The 21,015-nt window shown below is 43.7% G+C and carries 16 protein-coding genes; 4 read left to right on the forward strand and 12 right to left on the reverse strand.

The window, feature by feature from the left end; all coding sequences use genetic code 11:
- Positions 1–176: 176 nt before the first annotated feature.
- The 7 genes from FQV37_RS02565 to FQV37_RS02595 form a co-directional block, all read right to left on the reverse strand.
- The gene (locus FQV37_RS02565; protein ID WP_160021159.1) at positions 177–1,436 is read right to left on the reverse strand and encodes an enoyl-CoA hydratase/isomerase family protein; all 1,260 of its coding nucleotides are present in this window, start codon (positions 1,434–1,436) and stop codon (positions 177–179) included.
- Between the two features lie 59 nt (positions 1,437–1,495).
- Positions 1,496–2,278, reverse strand: a complete 783-nt coding sequence (locus FQV37_RS02570) for an enoyl-CoA hydratase (RefSeq protein WP_160021160.1) — start codon at positions 2,276–2,278, stop codon at positions 1,496–1,498.
- Positions 2,279–2,310: 32 nt separating this feature from the next.
- Positions 2,311–3,471, reverse strand: a complete 1,161-nt coding sequence (locus tag FQV37_RS02575; RefSeq protein WP_160021161.1) for an acyl-CoA dehydrogenase family protein — start codon at positions 3,469–3,471, stop codon at positions 2,311–2,313.
- Between the two features lie 219 nt (positions 3,472–3,690).
- Entirely contained in the window at positions 3,691–5,175 is a 1,485-nt protein-coding gene (locus FQV37_RS02580; RefSeq protein ID WP_160021162.1) for a CoA-acylating methylmalonate-semialdehyde dehydrogenase, read from the reverse strand.
- Between the two features lie 374 nt (positions 5,176–5,549).
- Positions 5,550–7,571: a propionate--CoA ligase gene (locus FQV37_RS02585; protein ID WP_160021163.1), complete on the reverse strand. Its 2,022-nt coding sequence runs from the start codon at positions 7,569–7,571 to the stop codon at positions 5,550–5,552.
- A 313-nt stretch (positions 7,572–7,884) separates the two neighbouring features.
- Positions 7,885–9,555, reverse strand: a complete 1,671-nt coding sequence (locus FQV37_RS02590; protein ID WP_160021164.1) for a fatty acid--CoA ligase — start codon at positions 9,553–9,555, stop codon at positions 7,885–7,887.
- Positions 9,556–10,034: 479 nt separating this feature from the next.
- Positions 10,035–11,225 carry an MFS transporter gene (locus FQV37_RS02595; protein ID WP_205962047.1) on the reverse strand — a complete coding sequence of 397 codons (1,191 nt, stop codon included), beginning with the start codon at positions 11,223–11,225 and terminating at the stop codon, positions 10,035–10,037.
- Positions 11,226–11,761: 536 nt separating this feature from the next.
- On the opposite strand from FQV37_RS02595, the gene FQV37_RS02600 reads away from it, so the two are divergent.
- From FQV37_RS02600 to FQV37_RS02610, 3 genes are all read left to right on the forward strand, one after another.
- A complete protein-coding gene (locus FQV37_RS02600; protein ID WP_160021165.1) occupies positions 11,762–12,694 on the forward strand; it encodes a dienelactone hydrolase family protein in 933 nt (310 codons plus the stop codon).
- Between the two features lie 309 nt (positions 12,695–13,003).
- Positions 13,004–13,750, forward strand: coding sequence for a hypothetical protein (locus FQV37_RS02605; protein ID WP_160021166.1), 747 nt, complete (start codon positions 13,004–13,006; stop codon positions 13,748–13,750).
- Between the two features lie 119 nt (positions 13,751–13,869).
- The gene (locus FQV37_RS02610) at positions 13,870–14,616 is read left to right on the forward strand and encodes a hypothetical protein (RefSeq protein WP_160021167.1); all 747 of its coding nucleotides are present in this window, start codon (positions 13,870–13,872) and stop codon (positions 14,614–14,616) included.
- Positions 14,617–14,741: 125 nt separating this feature from the next.
- Here FQV37_RS02610 and FQV37_RS02615 read toward each other — a convergent pair whose 3' ends face one another.
- The 4 genes from FQV37_RS02615 to FQV37_RS02630 form a co-directional block, all read right to left on the reverse strand.
- Positions 14,742–15,257, reverse strand: a complete 516-nt coding sequence (locus FQV37_RS02615) for an Rrf2 family transcriptional regulator (protein ID WP_160021168.1) — start codon at positions 15,255–15,257, stop codon at positions 14,742–14,744.
- Positions 15,258–15,541: 284 nt separating this feature from the next.
- Positions 15,542–16,795 (reverse strand): NnrS family protein, encoded by a 1,254-nt coding sequence (locus FQV37_RS02620; protein ID WP_160021169.1) that lies wholly within the window; start codon positions 16,793–16,795, stop codon positions 15,542–15,544.
- A 211-nt stretch (positions 16,796–17,006) separates the two neighbouring features.
- Positions 17,007–17,444 (reverse strand): DUF3429 domain-containing protein, encoded by a 438-nt coding sequence (locus tag FQV37_RS02625; protein WP_160021170.1) that lies wholly within the window; start codon positions 17,442–17,444, stop codon positions 17,007–17,009.
- Positions 17,445–17,513: 69 nt separating this feature from the next.
- On the reverse strand, positions 17,514–18,884 hold the full coding sequence (locus FQV37_RS02630; protein ID WP_160021171.1) for a DASH family cryptochrome: 1,371 nt from the start codon (positions 18,882–18,884) through the stop codon (positions 17,514–17,516).
- A gap of 210 nt (positions 18,885–19,094) precedes the next feature.
- On the opposite strand from FQV37_RS02630, the gene FQV37_RS02635 reads away from it, so the two are divergent.
- Positions 19,095–19,343: a hypothetical protein gene (locus tag FQV37_RS02635; protein WP_057760515.1), complete on the forward strand. Its 249-nt coding sequence runs from the start codon at positions 19,095–19,097 to the stop codon at positions 19,341–19,343.
- Between the two features lie 114 nt (positions 19,344–19,457).
- Here FQV37_RS02635 and FQV37_RS02640 read toward each other — a convergent pair whose 3' ends face one another.
- Positions 19,458–20,936 carry an aldehyde dehydrogenase family protein gene (locus FQV37_RS02640; RefSeq protein WP_160021172.1) on the reverse strand — a complete coding sequence of 493 codons (1,479 nt, stop codon included), beginning with the start codon at positions 20,934–20,936 and terminating at the stop codon, positions 19,458–19,460.
- Positions 20,937–21,015 lie beyond the last annotated feature (79 nt).

Raw genomic sequence — 21,015 nt, forward strand, 5'->3', positions numbered from 1 at the left:
AAAAACTTGGTAATCCGCCTCTTCAGTTTGATTTGCTTATTTCAAGTTGAGAGTGGGGTAGTATTTATTAGCGAGTATTGCTTATTAATGAATGCTGCTATCTTATGTCTTAGCATCCTTCTTTAAAACTTTATAAAATCGCTGACAGTCTTACGGTATAAATGTCTTTTAGGCAGTTAGCGGACACTTTGACTAGCTAGTGCGTTATCACCCAACCAACCTTCTAAAGGATGCTCACCTTTTGGATAAGGATTGACAAAATGCTGATCGATATACGCTCGCCCTTCTACACTGAGACAGTCTGCTAATGAACGCGACCATTTAGGATTTTTATCTTTATCAATCAATAATGCCCGCACGCCTTCTTTAAAATCAGGATTGGCTGCACAGTGCACTGCGACGTTGGTCTCTAAATACAGTACTTGTTCGATCGATAGGTCAGCGACTTTGTGATACAGCGCATAGGTCAATGCAGATGTTACTGGGCAGCCATGACGATAAGTGGCGACTGCTCGCTGCGTCCAGCTGTCTTCTGCAAAGTCTTGGTTTAGCTGGGCGAGCGCAGTATCGCTTTGTAGCAACGCATCGATATCAGCCAGACCGCCACTATTCATCAGTTGCTGAATAGGCTGCCAGTATGTTGCAAGCTTACTATCAGGTAGTTCGGCTACTGGCAGCTCAGCAAGTGCCCCGCTGACAATACTATGTGCGCTATTGCTATGGCATTTATCTGCACCGCTCGTGTTATCGACTGCCTGCCAGTCGCTCTGTTTAAGACGCTGTATGACGGCATCATAGTCACGGCTAGCAACGGCATACTCTGCCAGATTGGCCAATAGCGCGTCACTGCCATTGCACATCGCGCCAGTTAGACCTAAAAACAAACCCGTCTTAGCAGGCATACGCTGCAAAAACCAACTACCAGATGCATCAGGGAACAGTCCAATTGTGACTTCAGGCATGGCAAAACGCGTACGCTCAGTGACTAGACGATGACTACATCCTGCCATCAGCCCCATACCGCCGCCCATGATGATACCGTCACCCCAAAGTATTAATGGTTTCGGATAAAAGTGCATTTGACGATAGAGACGGTACTCGTAACTAAAAAACTCAGTAGCATACGGGTTTGGTATTGGCGCATCAGTAGACATGCTGTCATAGAGCTTACGAATATCGCCGCCCGCACAGAACGCTTTATCCCCTGCACCTTTTAATACAAGCGCAACCACTTGCTCGTCCGCTTGCCACTGCTCTAACTGCGCTGAGAGCAATTGACACATATCAACGCTGAGTGCATTAAGCGATTTGGGTGTATTAAGTGTCATGATCCCAATCAAGTGCCCGCAATCTGTCAGCTCAGTATTGAACAATACAGAGGCCTCTTGCTCGGTATTGTTCGAAGAGTTTTGGGTATTGTCGGTAGCTGCTGTCATAAAAGTGACCTACAAAGATTAAAGAATAAGTGTTATGGCTCAAGCGTTTTGACCGCTGTTTATTTGTTTTGCCAATTGGGTTTGCGTTTTTCTAAAAAGGCCTGTACCCCTTCGCGCTGATCGTTGGTATCAAACAACTTCACGAAAGCTTCACGCTCATGGATGAGGTTCTGCGCAGGCGGGGTGTCTCTAGCCGCTTGAATAAGTTTCTTGGAATAACTGACGGCGACGGGTGATTGCTTAGCGACTTTTTTTGCCAAGGCCTGAGCGACTGGTAAACCTTCACCTTTTGCAGCGACCTCTTCAACCAGGCCGATATGCAATGCCGTATCTGCATCGACCCGCTCACCGCACAGTATCATGCGCTTAGCCCAACCTTCCCCTACTAACATAGGTAGATTTTGCGTGCCGCCAGCACATGGCAATAATCCCACGCCCGTCTCTGGCAGTGCCATCTGGGCGTGCACTTCTGCGATACGGATATCACATGCGAGCGCACACTCTAGCCCGCCGCCCATCGCATAGCCATTGATGACAGCGATACTGACGCCACGATAGGTAGATAGCGCTTCAAATGCTTCACCAAATGCAATCGCCATACTTATTGCGCGGCCTTTATCGCCGTCTGAGAAGTTGTTTAAATCTGCACCAGCTGAGAAGAATTTTTCGCCATCTCCATGCACGATTAATGCGTAAACATCGTCGTTGGCATTGAGATCTGTGATGAGCTGCTTAAGTGCTTGCAGACTGTCCATCGTCCACGTATGTGCCGGTGGGTTATTCAACGTCAACGTTGCGGTATGGCCATCAATTGATAGCTGTAGATTTGTATAATCTGTCATAAAACATCCTTGTTTCAGTAAAACGAGATAAATTAGCGTAGCTGGTTTAGTCCTTCATCTTGTAGAACTTGACGTGAAATAATCACACGCATGATCTCATTGGTACCTTCCAGAATTTGATGGACACGTAAGTCTCGTACATGGCGCTCAAGCGGATACTCATTTAGATAACCATAGCCGCCGTGCAACTGCAGGGCCTCATTAGCAACATCGAAACAAAGATCTGTAGACAGACGTTTTGCCATTGCGCAGTAGGTAGACGCTTGTCCATCGTTATTGTCGACTTTGTCAGCTGCTAGATACAGCATTTGGCGTGCGGCGATGGTCTGGGTCAACATATCAGCAAGTTTAAACTGTACCGATTGTAAGCTAGCAATCGGGCTACCAAACTGGCTGCGCTCTTGCACATAACTGGTTGCGGTCTCTAACGCCGCTTGTGCCGTACCTACCGCACAAATACCGATATTAATACGACCACCATCCAGTCCTTTCATCGCGATACGAAAGCCTTGGCCTTCCTCACCTATCAGGTTTTCTACAGGGACTTTAACGTCTTTAAAACTAATCGTGCGTGTTGGCTGTGCTTTCCAGCCCATTTTATGCTCGTTTTTGCCATATTCGATACCAGCACTATTGGCGTCTACGACGAATGCTGATACGCCTTTTGGCCCAGCGCTACCAGTACGTGCCATTACTACCAATACATCGGTTGAGCCTGCGCCAGAAATGAAGGTTTTTTCACCGTTTAGTACGTAATGCTCGCCTTGCTTCTCCGCTTTGGTACGTAAGGAGGCTGCATCAGACCCTGCATTTGGTTCTGTTAGGCAATAGCTGCCAAGCCACTCACCGCTGACCATATTGGGTAGATATTTTTTGCATAGCGTATCGCTACCATATTCACCAATCATCCATGCCGCCATATTATGAATACTCATATACGCTGCTACAGCCGTGTCGCCCCATGCAAGCTCTTCGAATACCATCGCTGAGTCCAGTCTTGGTAGGCCCAAGCCATCATATTCTGGATTGGTGTACAGTCCCAAAAAGCCAAGCTCACCAGATTTTTTGATTATATCTATTGGGAAATGCGAGTTACGATCCCATTCAGCAGCATTTGGCTTTAGCTCTTTTTGCGCAAACTGACGAGCCGTCTGGCGAAAGGCGACTTGGTCATCGGTCAATGAAAAATCCATAGGGTCATCCTTGTTCTTATAGATCAAATAGAGGGCTTAAATCTCGGATAAACGTTGATAAAAGCGCTAATAAAAAGGTTGGTCAGAGATTTTATAAGACATTAGCGCGACATGATAGCGGTATAACGATAATAAAATTGCGTTCAATATTACCGCAAGTCGCATTATCGTCATACCGAAAACACAAAATGTCATACTGATAAAACAATGAGCTGACGATTACATTGAAATCGTTGTATTGACACCGCGGCTCGCTTCATCATCAAACCAACGTGCAGTCACTGTCTTTGTCTGAGTATAGAACTGTACGGCTTGCTTACCATAAGGACCTAAGTCACCAAGCTTGCTGCCACGTGAACCTGAGAACGAGAACATAGGTAGTGGCACAGGGATTGGCAAGTTAATACCGATTTGACCAACTTGAATGTCTTGCTGGAATTTATGTGCAGCTGCCCCTGACTGAGTAAATATCGCCGTACCATTGCCATGTGGATTGGCATTGAGCATCTCAATCGCTTCATCAAGGTCGGCGGCACGCATGATACACAATACTGGCCCAAAGATTTCCTGCTGGTAAATCTGCATGTCGCTTGTGACGTTATCAAAGATAGTCGGGCCGACAAAATTACCTTTCTCATACCCTTCAACAGTAATGCCGCGACCATCTAGAATCAAACTGGCGCCCTCTTCTACCCCAGTACCAATCAAGTGCTCGACACGGGCTTTTGCGGCAGGAGAGATGAGCGGGCCTAGATCTTTATCATGCTTACCTGCTGATACAACTAGTTTTTCTGCTTTGGCTTTAATGTCATCAATCCACTCACCTGCAGTACCGACCAATACCACCACTGACAGCGCCATACAACGCTGACCGGCAGCACCAAATGCTGCGCCTGCTAACTGATTGAGCGTTTGCTCTTTATTGGCATCTGGCAGGATAACGCCATGGTTTTTGGCACCCATCATGCACTGGGCACGCTTACCTGATTGACTGGCACGCTCATAGACGTGTTTGCCTACATGAGTAGAGCCTACAAAAGAAACGGCTTTGATATCTGGATGGTCGCAGATAGCATCGACGGTTGCTTTGCCGCCATGTACTACGTTTAGCACGCCTTCTGGTACGCCCGCTTCAATCGCTAGCTCAACCAAACGCATAGTCACCATCGGATCTTGTTCAGACGGTTTTAGGATAAATGTATTACCCGTAGCAATCGCCATTGGGAACATCCATAGTGGAATCATCGCTGGGAAGTTAAACGGTGTGATACCAGCGCAAACGCCGAGTGGCTGCCAAATACTATAAGTATCGACACCTGACGCCACGTTTTCTACGAAGTCGCCGATTTGCAGATTGGCAATACCAGCGGCATGCTCTACCACTTCTAGACCGCGGAACACATCACCGCGTGCATCTGCAATCGTTTTGCCTTGCTCTGCGGTCAAGATTTCTGCCAGCTCATCCATATGATCACGAATCAAAGATTGATACTTTAAAAAGATACGCGCACGCGTGGTGATTGGCGTTTTGCGCCAGGTTTCAAACGCTGTCTGTGCGGCGGCAACCGCTTGGTTAATCTCATCATTAGTAGTTTGTGGCACTTTGGCAATGACTTCTTGCGTCGCTGGATCAGTGATATCAATCCATTCGTCGGTGTTTGATTGTACGAACTGACCATTGATAAGCTGTTGAACGTGGTGCATAAGATATCCTTATCTTTTTTGCGAGAGTACCGTGTGACGGCACCTATATATTTATTAGAAAAGTAAAAGCGATGAGGGTTTGTCTATAAAACATTCATAAAAAATTGAATTTTAAAATGATTTATTTTGTATCATTATTGACTATAACAATAAATCAATTTTACGGTCAAGCGCTTTATCAAAATTTTATCTAAGTTTGTTTTGATGACACGTGTTTCTATAAAAATTGTTTAAATAACGAAAACAAAAAAGCCCATGATGACTCATGAGCTTTTTGAGATTAAATTTATTTGTTATGTGAAATAAAGATCATTGCTGACTTATAGATGATTGGCTTATAGGTGGTTGGTTTATAGATCGATATATTGCACCGATCAATAATCCTTCATCGCTTGCTTAATCGCATCAATAGCGGTTGGATTATCAAGCGTTGACATATCTCCTGTTGGCTGGTCTTCCGCTAAAGCACGAATTGAGCGACGTAATATTTTACCAGAGCGGGTCTTTGGCAGCGCCTGCGGGAAATAAATCGCAGCGGGTCGGGCAATGCCACCCAAAGATTTGACGACTGCGCCTATCACTTGCTGCTCAATACGAAAACGGTTTTCGGTGGTTTCGACTTGCGATTGATCTTTTAGGACGCAGAACGCAATTGGTAGCTCGCCTTTTAGCTCATCTTGGATGCCTACCACAGCGCATTCTGCCATCTCTGGATGGGTGCTGATTGCTTCTTCTATCTCTTGTGTGCCTATGCGATGTCCTGCAACGTTAATCACATCATCGGTACGTCCTAAGATATAAAAATAACCCTCTTCATCTGTCACTGCATAGTCCGAGGTTGAGTACTGCTGACCATCAAACAGACCAAAGTAGCTGCTAATAAAGCGCTCGTCATTACGCCATACCGTGGTGAGACAGCCAGGCGGTAGTGGTGCTTTAATTGCAAGCAATCCTTTTTCGCCAGCCTGACAAGGATCGCCCGTTTCCTCGTTGATGACATGCGCTTCATAGCCATACATTGGGTAACCAGGTGATCCCTGCTTGTGCGGCTTATGATTGAATTTTGGTGTATGGCTCAAGATTGGCCAACCAGACTCTGTTTGCCAATAGTGATCTAAAATTGGCACGCCCAGATGCTGAGTCAACCAACTAGCCGTTGATTCATCAAGCGGCTCACCTGCCAAAAAGAACGACTTCACACTAGAGACATCGTAACGCGTCATCCAGCTTTCATCTTGTTTTTTGAGCATGCGCACACCTGTGGGTGCGGTGAATAGAATATTGACTTTATTTGCTTCAACGATACGCCACCAGATACCAGGGTTTGGCATATGCGGCAAGCCCTCATACATAATACTGGTCATACCCGCCAGTAACGGCGCATAGATCGTATAAGAATGCCCGACGGCCCAACCAATATCAGATATCGCCCAGAACGTCTCGCCAGCCTTGCCGTCATAGACATAATCTATCGACGTCGTCAGCGCGACTGCATGACCACCTGTATCGCGCTGCACCCCTTTCGGTGTGCCAGTAGTACCAGAAGTATAAAGCAAATAGGACGGGGTATTTGACTCGAGCCAAACTGGCTCTACGACTGCATTGGCCTCACAACTATGACGACGCTCAGTTGCATAATCAACATCGATCGCTTTGGTTTCGAATGGCAATATACCGCGATTGACCACCAGCACATGTTCTGGTTTGACAGTCGCTTGTTCGACGCCTTGATTGACGAGGTTTTTATAATTGACAACCTTACCGCCGCGTAGCCCTGCATCTACCGTAATGACCATTTTTGCCTCGGCATCATCCATACGGATAGCCAAGTTATGGGCGGCAAACCCACCAAATACGACTGAATGCACGGCACCAATACGAGCACACGCCAGCATGGCATAAGCCGCTTCTAATATCATTGGCATATAGATAATGACACGGTCACCTTTACCAATACCGTGACGCTGTAGCACATCGGCAAAATAATTAACTTCTTTATACAAGTCATTATAAGTCAGGCGGCGCTTGGTATAGTCTGTATAAAACTCGACGTTGTTACCTAAATCTTTAAACGAATCAACGACCGCTGGAAAGGTTTCTATCAATTCTTGATTAATCTCTGATGACACCCACACAAAAGCGTCTTGCTCTGCCCGGTCTGCTAGATGGCGATCGACGCAGTTATAACAAAGATTTGTCTCACCGCCGACGAACCATTTGGCAAAAGGCAGATTACTGTCATCTAGAATTTGCTCAGGCTCTTTATGCCAATAGATACGCTTCGCCTGCTCAGCCCAAAACTGCTCTCGATCCGTAATAGACTCATGATAAATATCAGCGAAGTTTGGCGTGTCTGTCGTTTGGGTGGAAACTGGGGATAGGGAATGGTCGCTCATAGTAGCTGTCCTTAGCATAAACGAGAAATGAGGCAATAGTATTTTATAGTTAAGGCACTCAATAAGTTGTCACGGTACTCACCTCGCACGGTGCACTGTCTGCGTGCAATTGGCTGTTACCAACTCTAAAATGCTTCAACTATAAAAAACCATGTCTTAGTAAATACTGGTCATCCTTGCCAGAATTAAAAAACCGATACGATATGTATCGGTTTAAAATGTAGCAGAGCCTATCGGAAAGGTCAACTATTAAGCGTGTAATACGCACTACATTTTGACGAATACAAATATTTGAACATTTAATCAATACTAATTATATCTCAGTTTGATTGGCATACATCTCACGCATGACTTTTTTGTCGTGTTTGCCAACGGAAGTTTTTGGTAGCTCATCAACGAACTTAAACTGACTTGGCACGCCATATTTAGGAATGATACCGCGCTCTACCGCTTTTTCTGCAATCGCTTTAATATCATCAGCACTGGTATCCTTAGCATCAGGCTTTAATACCACCAAAGCCAATGGACGCTCACCCCATTGCTTATCACGCACCCCAATCACTGACACATCAGCCACTGACGGATGTAATGATAAAATGGTCTCAATCTCTAGTGATGAAATCCACTCACCACCTGATTTGATCACGTCCTTTAAACGATCGGTAATTTTGATATAGCCATCAGGACGTATATAAGCGATATCTTGGGTATGCATATAGCCATTTTCCCACAGCTCTTTGCCAGCATCGTCATTTTTAAGATAGCTTTGGGTCAACCAAGGCGCACGTAATACAAGCTCGCCTGTATTGTCTGGTCCAGTTCCCACTGATTTGTTGCCTTCACCCCATACTTGAGCATCAACCATGAGCACTGGCTTACCTGTCATACAACGACGTTCAATATCCTCTTCTTCCGTCATTGCTGGCTCATCTAAGCTAAAGTGGGTCAAACTAATGAGCGGTGCAGTCTCTGACATACCATAGCCTGTATAGACTTCGATACCTTGTGCCATTGCCGTCTTAGCTAGACCTTCTGTCAATCGTGAGCCACCAATAATCATTTTTAGACCATTAAAGCTAGCGTCACGGTCTTGTGCTTCTTTGAGTACCATTTGCAAAATCGTTGGTACACAATGGGTGATACTGACCTTTTCATTGACAATTAAGTCCATCAACGTATCAGGCGCATAGCGACCTGGATAGACTTGCTTTAGACCTACCATCGTTGCTGTAAACGGAAAACCCCATGCATGTACATGGAACATTGGCGTCATAGGCATATAAACATCACCATAGCTCACGCCTTGCTTATCAGGCAGCATACCCAAAGTTGCCGCTTCTGCTAGTGTATGTAGGACTAGCTGACGATGACTAAAGAAGACCCCTTTTGGATCACCTGTCGTGCCTGAGGTATAAAAAGTCGTTGCGATGGTGTTTTCATCAAAATCTGGGAAATCAAATTCGCTATTGGCAGCTTCTAATAGCGCTTCATACTCGCCTGTGACACGGCTTTGATTGCTACCAAAGATACCTTCAGCAGTGACACCATTATCATCAAGCCAGATAATATGCTCGATACTTGAGTTCTCGAACTGATAGTCTTTAACCAATGGCGCAAACTCAGAATTGAGCATGAGTACTTTAGGCTTGGCATGGTTGATGGTATAAAGAATTTTCTCAGGCGATAGACGGATATTGACAGTCTGTAAAACGTACTCTGACATTGGCACGGCAAAATAAGACTCAAGATAGCGATGACTGTCCCAATCCATCACGGCAACCACATCACCTGCATCGAGCTTTAGGTCTGCCAATACATTGGCCAAGCGATTGATACGTTCAAATAGCTCTTTGTAAGTCAGGCGCTTTTTGTCCGCATACACAATCTCTTGATCTTGCGATACCGTTTTTGCACGGCTTAATAATTGCTTGACCAGTAGTGGATAATCGTAGGCAGATGGTGCACTGTGGTAAATGTTTGACATAGATTTGACTTCCTTGTTTGTCGTACTTATAAGGGATAAATAACAATAATAATCAAGTTAATAGCAGCATAAAATCTACTGCGCTAACCATTTTAATTTTTATAATGATAGGGTCTGTTGAACATTCAAATGTGGTGCTGGCAGTCACTATTTTTTAGACAATATGCAGTGCAATTTTTGACGCCTAGTCATTCTAGGTTAGACAATTTCGCCATATACTGGCAAAAAATAGTACTGCCCTGAAAGGCTGATGCTAAAATCACCCCAAACGTTGTTGCAAGCCTAGCTAAGGTCTCGACATTATCGTCGGCTTGCGCCTCGTTTGGTGCACCTTTAGCAATCAGCAGCCCTAATATTTTAATGTTCAACAGACCCTAGCATCGTTATTGATAGTAAGAAAAAAGCGGCGCTGTGTAAAGCGGTCTTACATTAAGTATCATAAGATGGCCGACCAGACCTATGCTACATAATACAGCCAATCACTTTACCCGTACTGTGGTTTTAATCATTCCAAAACTGGCTATTAATAACGCCAATACCTGCACAAACAGTAATAACCATACGGTAAGAGACCACTGCCCTCGCGCATAAGCTATGCCACCCAGCCATGCCCCTAGCGTACCGCCTGTATAGTAGCCCATATAATATAGACCCGAAGCTAATGAACGACCCTTTTTTACGTTGACAGCTATGTAGCTGATAGTCGCTGACTGCGTAATAAACACACCTGACGACATAATTGCTAGTCCTATGATCACTCCCCACAAAGGCGTAACCAAAGTTAATAACAATCCAACCATAGATACGACGATAGCCACCCGTACTGTACGCGCTGAGCCAAACCGACGTAGCAATTTACTAGACAATGGCGTGATAACAACGCCCAATAGATATACCGCAAAAATATTGGCGAGCGCACCAGTACCAAGCTCATAAGGCTTATCCGCCAAATGTAAATTGATAAAAGTGAAGCAGCCTACAAGGGAGAACAGCACGCAAGCGCCAAGCAGATATGCTGTTACCACATAGCGATTGGTGACATGCTCACCCAGCGTCTGTATCGCTGAGCGAAAATTAGGATTGGCCACAAAGTGACGAGATGACGGTAGCATCTTGCCAACCCATATTGCCCCCAATAGCGTCATCGCCGTCATCACATAGTAGCCATGACGCCAGCCAATCAGCTCATGCAAATGCCCCAACAAGAACCGACCCATAAAGCCACCAAGCACGCATCCTGACACATAAAAGGACATCAGCTCAGTCATCGCCCGTCCCTCAAACTCCTCACCGATATAGGCAATTGTCACCACCGTAATACCCGGTACAGACAATCCTTGCATAAAACGCCAAATGCCGACCCATTCAATGCTCGAGCTCTGGGCAATAAGCGCTGTTGGTATCGCTAAAAACAATAAAGCGCCAACGATAAACGACTTGCGCCCGACTGCATCTGAGAGCATACCTAGAAATGGTGACATAATCGCAATGGCTAACACAGTGGCACCAACGATCATACCAGCCTGAACTTCGGTCGCAGCAAAGTCCACCATCATGACCGGTAGTACTGCCTGAATAGAATACACTTGCAAAAAAGCAAACATACCTATCAGGCCAATTGTGAGCTTCAATATCCACGACGTTGAATGATTGGAGGTGACTGGTGGCACAGCTGTTATATCTTGGATCTGATCTTTAGAATTATTCACAGGGGATCTGACTATATTGGTTATACCATGACTGTAAATAATAACCGTCACTGGCGTGGATGGTAGAGAGGAATAACGGTGATTGATGCTAAATGTATAAGCAAAAGCACCGTTATTAAACGATAAATGCTCATCATAATGACAAGCAAATTATGGTAGCACATTCACTAATATACTCAGGTTTAAAAGTGTTATTAACGCTTGATAGATTCTTTATTTGGATTCGAGATTATCGTAGAAAAACTTGACTAGGAATCACATTTCGACTTGAGACGGTGAAGACAGTTTTCGACTCACGAGGTCAAGATCAACGTTACGTTTATTGCACATACAGGATAGTATGGTTAGATGCTATTTGCGCACTTGTTAAGTACTTAACTGCTTTAACGATTGATGACGTTGACAGTTAACAATCACTACCTGCGTCTATCTTTTTTAGCCTAGAGACGTGCACGACCCCACAACCTTTGAGAATACGATTTACAATGATGAAAAATATGGTGCTTTTAAAACTTATTATCGCGATGAGTACATTGGTTTTCTCTACGATGGCTGTAGCAGAAATAACTGTGTCCGAAACTAGGGTTAAAAGCCTTAATCCAGTCGTATCGACATTTAACTCTACAAACTCACTAGCGGCATTAGACTGTATAAAGGATGACGCTATCACTGCTACTGAGCTCACTAAAACACGTGATAACGGTCCGTTTTCTGTAAAGTCCAAGCATGTGAGTCGCCAATCAGCCAATGGCTTCGGTGGCGGTACCATACATTATCCAACGGATGCTGGTAGCTGTGGTCTGCTAGGTGGTATCGCGGTAGTGCCAGGCTACGTGTCTTATGAGTCTTCTATCAAATGGTGGGGACCGCGTCTAGCCTCTTGGGGTTTTGTCGTTATCACTATTAATACTAGCTCCATTTATGATAATCCGGATAGCCGTGCTGAGCAATTGAGCGCGGCTCTCGATCATCTCCTCGCTGATGAAACAGTGGGTCATATAATCAATCCAAATCGTTTGGGCGCGATTGGCTGGTCAATGGGCGGCGGCGGTGCGCTACGATTGGCAACTGAGCGCAGTACGGTGCAAGCCATCATTGCACAAACGCCCTATCACGATACGAGCTATGGTGCGATGAATACGCCTGCTCTATTCATCGCTTGTGAAAATGACCGTATCGCTCCGAATAAAAAATATACCAATACCTTTTATCAAAAAGCTGACGGTCCAAAAATGAAGGTCGAGATTAACAACGGCAGTCATTTCTGTGCCAGTCATCGTTTTAACGAGAAACTATTAAGTAAACCTGCTATCGCATGGATGCAACGTTATATTAATGGTGATACCCGTTTCGATAAATTCTTATGTGGCAATGAAAACTACAAAGATGATCCACGTATCTCAGCCTATGATTACGAAGACTGTTTATAAGCTATTTTTAACCTCCTTATAAAAGGAAGGACAGCTTTCACTGCTGATGATGACATTTGAATAACAACTCTTTTTTATTTTTACACATTTACATTGCTTCTATCTTTTTTCTTACAGACTTTACTGCCATAAAGATTAATAATCGTATAGTCAATTATCTATAAATTGGATATGGTATCAGGCTCGCTTAGTCTACAACTTGTAGTACTATCACTCGCCTTCCTTGTATCCAAATTATATTGAACCGACTGTAGGGTGCTACAAACAAGTAAGATGATTGAATAAATGCACAATTAAGGAGCAATATTGATGACTGATGAAATGTATGATTTGGGCGCAGGGTTCTGGAGTATTCGAGGCTCTTTTATCAAAAACGGCATACTTGATATTGGGGTTCAATGTGCACTCATAAGACTATCATCAGGACGGTTTATCTTTTTGGATAGCTATACATTAACTGGCAATATTCGTCAGCAGGTAATGGCATTGACCAATGATGGTCAAAATGTCGAAGCTGTCCTCAATGTTCATCCGTTTCATACAGTACACTGTGCTCAAATGGCCAAAGACTTTCCGCAAGCCACATTCTATGGCAGTAGCCGACATTCAGAGCAAGTACCTGAAGCCAACTGGGCAGACGACTTGGTCGAAAGCGATGCCGTTGCTGCGCGCTACCCTGAACTCAAATTCTCTATACCTCAAGGCATCCATTACATCTCACCTGACGAGACGGTGCATGCCAGCTCCTTATTGGTCTATCATCCTGCTAGCCAAAGCATCTATATCGATGATACCTTTGAGATACCCCCTTCCAAGTTAATAAATGCCGTGCAGCCTAACCTAGGCTTACACCCTACTACCAAAAAAGCGCTCAAAGATGAGCCAAACGCGGCGAAGCATTATTGTGATTGGGCGGTAGAGCTGGCAAATGAGTGGCGTGATGTTCGTCATTTTTGCGGTGCACATTCAGGCTTAGTGGTATTTAAGGAAGGTCAGTTTGAGGCAGCACTTATCTCAGCGATTGATTTGGCTCGCCCTGAGCTTGAAAAATCATAAAAGCGTGAACCTTTAGCAAACATACTATTAAAACAACTCGAAAGATGAAGCTTATAGTGAAAAATTAGCTTTGTTTTATTCATATGTTCTATTTAATTTACTAGATGAGGAAATTATAAATGACTGATCACATTCATGATTTAGGCGCGGGATTTTGGAACATACGCGGAACATTCCGTCTCGGTGGCGTGTTAAATATTGGTACCCAGTGCTCGCTGGTCAAGTTATCTTCAGGACGCTTTATCTTTTTGGACAGTTACGCCTTAACAGATGAGGTTCGAAACGAAGTAATGGCGCTAACCAATAACGGTCAAGATGTCGAAGCGGTCCTCAATGTTCACCCATTCCATACGGTGCACTGTGCACAAATGGCAAAGGACTTTCCGCAAGCAACGTTCTATGGCAGCAGTCGTCATCATAAAAAAATACCAGAAGTGAGTTGGGCAGATGATTTGGTCGAAAGTGACGCAGTCGCTGCACGCTATCCTGAGCTCAAGTTCTCAATGTCAGAGGGCATTTACTATATCTCGCCCAATGAGATGATTCATGCAGGCTCTCTATTGGCCTATCATCCTGCCAGCCAAAGCTTGCACGTAGATGATACTTTTATGAGTCCACCAATTAAGTTATTAGAAGCTGTATTGCCTGAGCTGATACTGCATCCCACGACCAAAAAAGCACTGAAAAATGAACCAAACGCTGGCGCGCAATACTGCGACTGGGCGACCAATTTGGCTCATGAGTGGCGTGACGTTCGCAATTTTTGCGCAGCGCATTCTTATCTTGTTCAGTTCAAAGAAGGTGGGTTTGAGAAAGCACTGGTGAAAGCTGTTAAGAAAGCACGTCCAAAACTAGAAAATGCCTAATTTCTCACACCTTAGACATATATTTTTTATAGATATAAAAATGGGTCGCTATTACTGTATTTATTAACGTAGCGACCCGTTTCCTGAGCTAATGACTTTATAGAATATAAGATTATCGAAGCCTATTATCGAAATAGCAAAGTAGCCAGCTCATCCTCATTGTTCAGAATATCTGCTAATGTATAACGCTCAAGCACATTGATAAATGCGGTGAGCGCTTCAAAGAACACGCTTTTAAGCTGACAGGCTGGACTAATCACGCAGCCTAGTGATTTATTCTTTTTTTCCTCAATGAATGTCACTGGCAAATCCGCCGGATGAGCGCCCTGCTCACTATCATTATGAGACACTGGTACGGCAAAGCACTCTACCAAATTAAAATCAGGCTCTATCTGTTTGATCAATACGCCCAAATTAATATCTTTAGGCGCACGTGCCAAGCGTATGCCACCGTTTTTGCCACGCACACTTTCTATATAACCAAGCTGACCCAGCTGATGAATAATCTTAGTCAAATGACTTTTAGAAATACCATAGCTGTCAGCAATATCGCTAATATTAGCCAATAGTGATGGATCTGGTCTTACGGCTAAATAAATCAATGAGCGTAGCGCGTAGTCACTATAATTGGTCAATCGCATGTACTTGCGTTCCTATTTTTACAAATTTTATATATTAAGCTAGGGCGTGTCCTCATTTTAAAAATGGTGATAAAAATAAGATAAATTGCTGTCAAACGAGAAAAATAGTGCAGATAATATCGAGATATTGACCAACTATTTGACGATATTTGGCAAAATTTAGCTATTTTTAGCCCATTTAAAGGACACTCGTTTGAATTGAGCACACGCCCTAGACAAAGTAAGTCGCATTTTTGGTAATAACGTTTAGACATAGCATTTGTAAACAGTATCGTTAGCCCGCTTCAACCAAATAAACCATCAGGCCGAGGACGTGCCAGCATGGGCAGATAACTGATGCAAAATAGCACAAAACAAGCAATCCAAGCACCCTGTGCAATCATAATCCAAACTAGGTAATGACTCATATCTACTAATGGTAGCAGTACGCGGCTAACAAATACCAATACCATCAAACCGTACATAAGATTTACCGTTTTGGGCGGTTGGTGAATGCTGCGACCCGTATGACCCAAAGATACTCGCGTCATCATTGCCACCGTCATCATACCGATACCTGCAATCGCCAATCCATGCATGGCGAGGCTGTGCGGATAACCCAACCAAGGCTGTAGTGCGTATAATAAGAAACTCAAACACATGCCCAAAAACGCAATATACAATGACCAAAGTAATGGTTTTTGCCAAATACCGTGATGATACCACCCTATCAGACGAACGATATTAATGACTGCCACACCGAGCGCCGTAACCGTCAGCAAATACTGGTTTGGATAAAACACATCACTGATAAAAAAGGCGAAGAAAAACACTAAGCTTGCGATATCTTGTCCTTTACTATTACGTAGCTTAACGGGTTCTGACGTTTCCATACCTATACCCATACTGAGACCACGTTCAATAAAAAATGGTACTACGCGTCGGCCAATCGTTAGTATTAACCCGATGATCAAATAGAACCCAAAATAAATGCCTATCTTAGTTGTGTTCATATCAGCATTGATAATACCCCAATAGCAGAGTCCGTTGCCAAAGGTCAGTAGTGCCAGTTTTGCCAAGATACCCGTTTGCTTGTATTGCTTAACTTGCCATACTGCTCGACATATTACATATGCCATCGAGGCGACAAATACCACATCAAAAAGGGCTGCTATATATAGCCACGATATACTATCACCTATGAGCGTTATGCCAAGCCCAAAACCCAACCAGCTCAGACGTGCCAGTAACCAACAGACAAAGATACCTAGCAACTTATAACCATGCGGCATCATCACCCCTGTCCATGTCTTTACCGCAGTTAGCAAGAACCCGGCTACCACTGCCAGAGCATAACCATACACCATTTCATGGCCGTGCCAGTATAACGGGTTCAAAACCTGTGCATCGATATCGGTGTGACCAGTGAACACAAATGCCCATAGCAACATCGTTACTACGGCAAATAGCGCAGCAGCACTAAAAAATATGCGAAAGCTTAAATTAAGGATAGGATGCGGAGATGTTGGTGGTTTGCTAGGTAACTTGGTAGATTGCATAGCCATCTTCTTAGAGGAATATAGATGGCTTTAATTATAACATTCATTTAAAATGAATGTTATAATTCTTTATTCTGATTATTGAAACATTCTATCCATTAAAGTGCAGTGCCTACGGAAATCTCTAAAATAAATGTCCCAATTATAAAAATAGAGAAATCAAGCTGGCTGTTCTTTAGCTATTATTTAGCCATGACTTAGTTAATTTCACTTACAACTGTAATGCCGCGATGACTAACGATATGACCACTATCACCGTGACATACTGCCTTACTTTGAAGTAAGCATGACTGATAATCTGCGCTCGATGCAGATTATAGTCGATAACCAACAGACTTATAAACCCAATCACTAATAGCCAAATAAAACTACTGGCGGATAAGATTAAAAAACCAAGCCAGAGGCCAAGCGCAATGATATTGCTATACAGTGGAAGTCTAATAGCCCACTTATTGTCATCAACCAAGTTCAAATGATTGCCCCAATGTGCGCCTGCCATAAATGATGCAATCACTAGACCATAAGCACTCAATATATTGGCTACTGAGCCAAGTACAGGCACGGTAACAACGTCTATCATCAGTAAAAATGCACAGGCGACAAACGGAATAGCACCTGCAAAAGTGAGATAAGGACTGGGCTTTTTCATTGTTTAAACCTATCTTATGATTAGTCTAATAACGGTTGTCACGTGTTGAGTGGGAGTTTTCAACATACATTAATCGCTCTTTTGAGGGTTGCCTTGCCACTGACGGATAAACTCACCGTTTGGATCGTATTGCTGAGTTTGCTTGTTGAGATTAAACTGTCTGCATCCTCTTGGGTCAGCGCCGACGCCTGCCAGATATTGCCAATTGCCCCAATTACTGTCGACATCATAATCAACCAAATGTTGCTCAAAGTAAGCTGCCCCGTAACGCCAATCAAGCCCTAGCTCATGGATAAAGCAGCTAGCAACCAGTTGTCGTCCGCGATTCGACATATAACCTGTCGTACGCAATTGGTTCATGCATGCGTTGACGATAGGATATTGTGTTGTACCATTCTTCCATTGCGCTAACAGACTCTCAATCAATTGAGTTGAAGGCGCGTGCTGAGCGATGCCCTTAAACCAAAATAACTTTTGCTGATGGGTGACAGCATACCAATAGAAATACTCACGCCACAGCAGCTCGAACCATATCCAATAGGTAGAGTCATTTGCGATCATATCGCGCTCATAACGGCGCAGACGATTCAATATTATATTTACAGACAGTGAGCCGTTTGCCAGCCAACCGGAGAACTTTGTGGAATGCGCCCACTCATCTAGCGCGTTTCGGGTAGTTTTATAAGTGCTGGGCGCATCGGAATCGAAATAGGCATCTAAGTGCTTGAGGCCATTTAACTCACCACCTCTAAAACTGGATGACGGCTGTGATGGCTTATCACGCCCTGCCTGATTAGACAACTGAGATTCAAAAAAGTACTCGTTCCTACTATGCATATTGTCAGGTAATGGAGCAAGTGTTTCTGGTGTTGGATAAATTGCTATATCTTTTTCTGCATGCAGCAAATCATAATCGGTTTCGATTTGTTTACGAAATTGCGTAAAGCTTTTGGGTAAGCTCTCTAGCGGTAACTCATCAAACAAAGTCGATGTTGTTTGAATGTGCCACTGTATCTCTGGATATTTCGCCTGTATAAGGTTATATACTTTGTTTTGATTATAGTCTGCCGTCTGGCTGACGCAGATATCTGTCACTTGTTGCTGCGCTATTAGATCATTCAACTGAGTAAAGACGTCTAATGCTTCATCGCCTTTCTGTAAATAAAGCAACCTATTACCCTGCTGAATCAATGACGCATTTAAATCAGCCAAGCTCTCATGCAAAAACTGCTGACGAGCTTGCCCCATACTGTCGTAATGATAGGCATCGTAATGATCTTTATCGTCTAATACATCTGTCAACGATGAGGCATAAACCAATAGCAGCCTTCCATCAGTGGAGATTTCAGATGCTTTTAATAGAGTGGCATTGTCCGCCACTCTTAAGTCATTATGAAATAGCACCAATGTGACATTTCTGTTCGCTGCTTGATTTGACATACTCTATCCTTCTAGCTATTTAGCGCTAATTTATTATTTTTAATCTTGAAATATCATATACAGTGTAAAACATAGTTAGGGCGTATTGAAAATACAACTATGATGCGAGCCTAATACTTGTAAGGCAATGCGCTCAGCCCCAGAAACTACTTATAAGCATTGACTCTCATGTGTCTGATTGCTTAAATGGCTTACCTCTAGGAGAACACCATGACTCAAAATAATACTACGACTGAAGAAAATAAATCAGATGAAAAGCGTAAACTTATCAATCGTTTCTTGATGAGGTTGACAAAAGAGCAGCCTCAAATGTATTACGCGACCACCTCTGAGATATCGCGAAGTATTCATACAATGATAAAAGAGCACACCAACCGCCTGTCGGTAGAAGAACAAGCACTGGTAAGACGAATGACGATGGAAGAGATTGAAGGGTTACTTGGTTTTCATGCCAGATAAGGAATTGACCAATTTCAAATACGTCATTCTCAGTAAGTTGCCAAATATCACACAAAAAAGACCGCTATCAAAGCGGTCTTTTTTATTAGCTATTAGCATTCCATTTTAGGACAATTAGAACGGATATTCACGTGGCTCATTTTGCATTGAGATCCAATGTGTTCTGGTGAATTCTTCTAGTACCCACTCACCGTTGAAACGGCCGATACCTGAATTTTTCTCACCACCAAAAGCCACGTTACTTTCATCGTTTACTGGAATATCATTTATATGGGTCATACCTGCTCGGATACCACGAGCGAAACGTAAACCTTTTTGCATGTCTGCGGTAAACACCGCACTAGATAAGCCATACATAGAATCATTAGCTATCGACAAAGCATCCTCTTCATTTTTGGCTCGAATAATTCCTATCAATGGTCCAAATATTTCATTATAGGCAATATCCATCTCTCTAGTAACTTCGGTAAAGACATGGGGCGGGACTAATTGACCATTGATTTCACCGCTCAAGAGCATTTTTGCGCCTTCTTTCTGTGCCTCATCAATCTTATCTCTAAGTGACTGAACTTGTTTCTCATTGATGATTGGGCCAATAGCAGTACCTTGATCGTTAGGATCACCTACCTGTAACGTTTTAACATGAGACAAGAAACGCTCTACAAACTCATCGTACACTTCATTTTCAACAATAATTCGGTTAATAGCCATACAAATCTGGCCTTGATGCAAGAACTTACCGAACACGGCTGCTTTTACTGCCTGATCAATATCTGCATCCTTGAGTACAACAAATGGACTGTTTCCACCTAACTCAAGTGCCACTTGTTTGATATGCTCACCACCATTAGCTAGCTCACCGATGTGTTTACCCACTGAAGTTGATCCTGTGAATGACACAAAACTTGATGCTTTGTGTTCAACGATTGCATCGCCTATCTCGCTACCTGAACCCACAACCACGTTTAACAGGCCTTTTGGTAGACCCGCTTCTTCAAATACTTTGGCCAATAGCAAACCACCTGTCACTGGCGTATCGCTAGCAGGCTTGAGCACGACAGCATTACCAAGTGCTAAGGCTGGCGCGATTGAGCGCTGCGTTAAATGTAATGGGAAGTTCCATGGGCTAATGACAGCGACAACGCCGATTGGCTCACGATAAATGAAGTTTTCTTTACCAGGGGTATTTGATGGGCGAATCTCACCATGGACACGATTAGGGAATGTCGCTGCTTCAAGGGTAATCGCGCGCGTCGCACCGAACTCGACCATGGCTTTGATACGGGTACTGCCCGACTCTTTGATTAGCCAATCGACGATTTCTTCTTGGCGCTGATCGAGTATGTTTACGACTTTATACAGCACTGCAGCACGCGCTGCTGGTGTCTGCTTGGCCCACGCTTCTTGAGCTTGGGTCGCCGCATCATAGGCTTCGTTTAACTGATCTTTGGTCGCTTGCTGAATCTCTACCAGCGTATCACCGTTATATGGGTTGGTATTGGTGTTGGTGCTATCGTCTTTACCGGTCTGCCATTCACCAGCGATGAACTGCAAATGGAAATCACTGTATGCACTCGTAGTATTGGTTGACATAATCATCCTTATTTTTAATTTATTATGTTAAGTATTGGTTTTCGATTATTAAAATAAAATTGTTAAGTCGGCGATATCT

It is taken from the genome of Psychrobacter nivimaris, from assembly GCF_009812035.1.
In the GTDB taxonomy this organism is placed as follows: domain Bacteria; phylum Pseudomonadota; class Gammaproteobacteria; order Pseudomonadales; family Moraxellaceae; genus Psychrobacter; species Psychrobacter nivimaris.

Excerpts from the sequence above, each read along its gene's own strand:
- FQV37_RS02640 (WP_160021172.1), bottom strand. The coding sequence starts at position 20,936 with ATGTCAACCAATACTACGAGTGCATACAGTGATTTCCATTTGCAGTTC.
- FQV37_RS02630 (WP_160021171.1), bottom strand. The coding sequence starts at position 18,884 with ATGTCAAATCAAGCAGCGAACAGAAATGTCACATTGGTGCTATTTCAT.
- FQV37_RS02575 (WP_160021161.1), bottom strand. The coding sequence starts at position 3,471 with ATGGATTTTTCATTGACCGATGACCAAGTCGCCTTTCGCCAGACGGCT.
- FQV37_RS02570 (WP_160021160.1), bottom strand. The coding sequence starts at position 2,278 with ATGACAGATTATACAAATCTACAGCTATCAATTGATGGCCATACCGCA.
- FQV37_RS02620 (WP_160021169.1), bottom strand. The coding sequence starts at position 16,795 with ATGCAATCTACCAAGTTACCTAGCAAACCACCAACATCTCCGCATCCT.
- FQV37_RS02635 (WP_057760515.1), top strand. The coding sequence starts at position 19,095 with ATGACTCAAAATAATACTACGACTGAAGAAAATAAATCAGATGAAAAG.
- FQV37_RS02615 (WP_160021168.1), bottom strand. The coding sequence starts at position 15,257 with ATGCGATTGACCAATTATAGTGACTACGCGCTACGCTCATTGATTTAT.
- FQV37_RS02565 (WP_160021159.1), bottom strand. The coding sequence starts at position 1,436 with ATGACAGCAGCTACCGACAATACCCAAAACTCTTCGAACAATACCGAG.
- FQV37_RS02605 (WP_160021166.1), top strand. The coding sequence starts at position 13,004 with ATGACTGATGAAATGTATGATTTGGGCGCAGGGTTCTGGAGTATTCGA.
- FQV37_RS02580 (WP_160021162.1), bottom strand. The coding sequence starts at position 5,175 with ATGCACCACGTTCAACAGCTTATCAATGGTCAGTTCGTACAATCAAAC.
- FQV37_RS02610 (WP_160021167.1), top strand. The coding sequence starts at position 13,870 with ATGACTGATCACATTCATGATTTAGGCGCGGGATTTTGGAACATACGC.
- FQV37_RS02625 (WP_160021170.1), bottom strand. The coding sequence starts at position 17,444 with ATGAAAAAGCCCAGTCCTTATCTCACTTTTGCAGGTGCTATTCCGTTT.
- FQV37_RS02585 (WP_160021163.1), bottom strand. The coding sequence starts at position 7,571 with ATGAGCGACCATTCCCTATCCCCAGTTTCCACCCAAACGACAGACACG.
- FQV37_RS02590 (WP_160021164.1), bottom strand. The coding sequence starts at position 9,555 with ATGTCAAACATTTACCACAGTGCACCATCTGCCTACGATTATCCACTA.
- FQV37_RS02600 (WP_160021165.1), top strand. The coding sequence starts at position 11,762 with ATGGTGCTTTTAAAACTTATTATCGCGATGAGTACATTGGTTTTCTCT.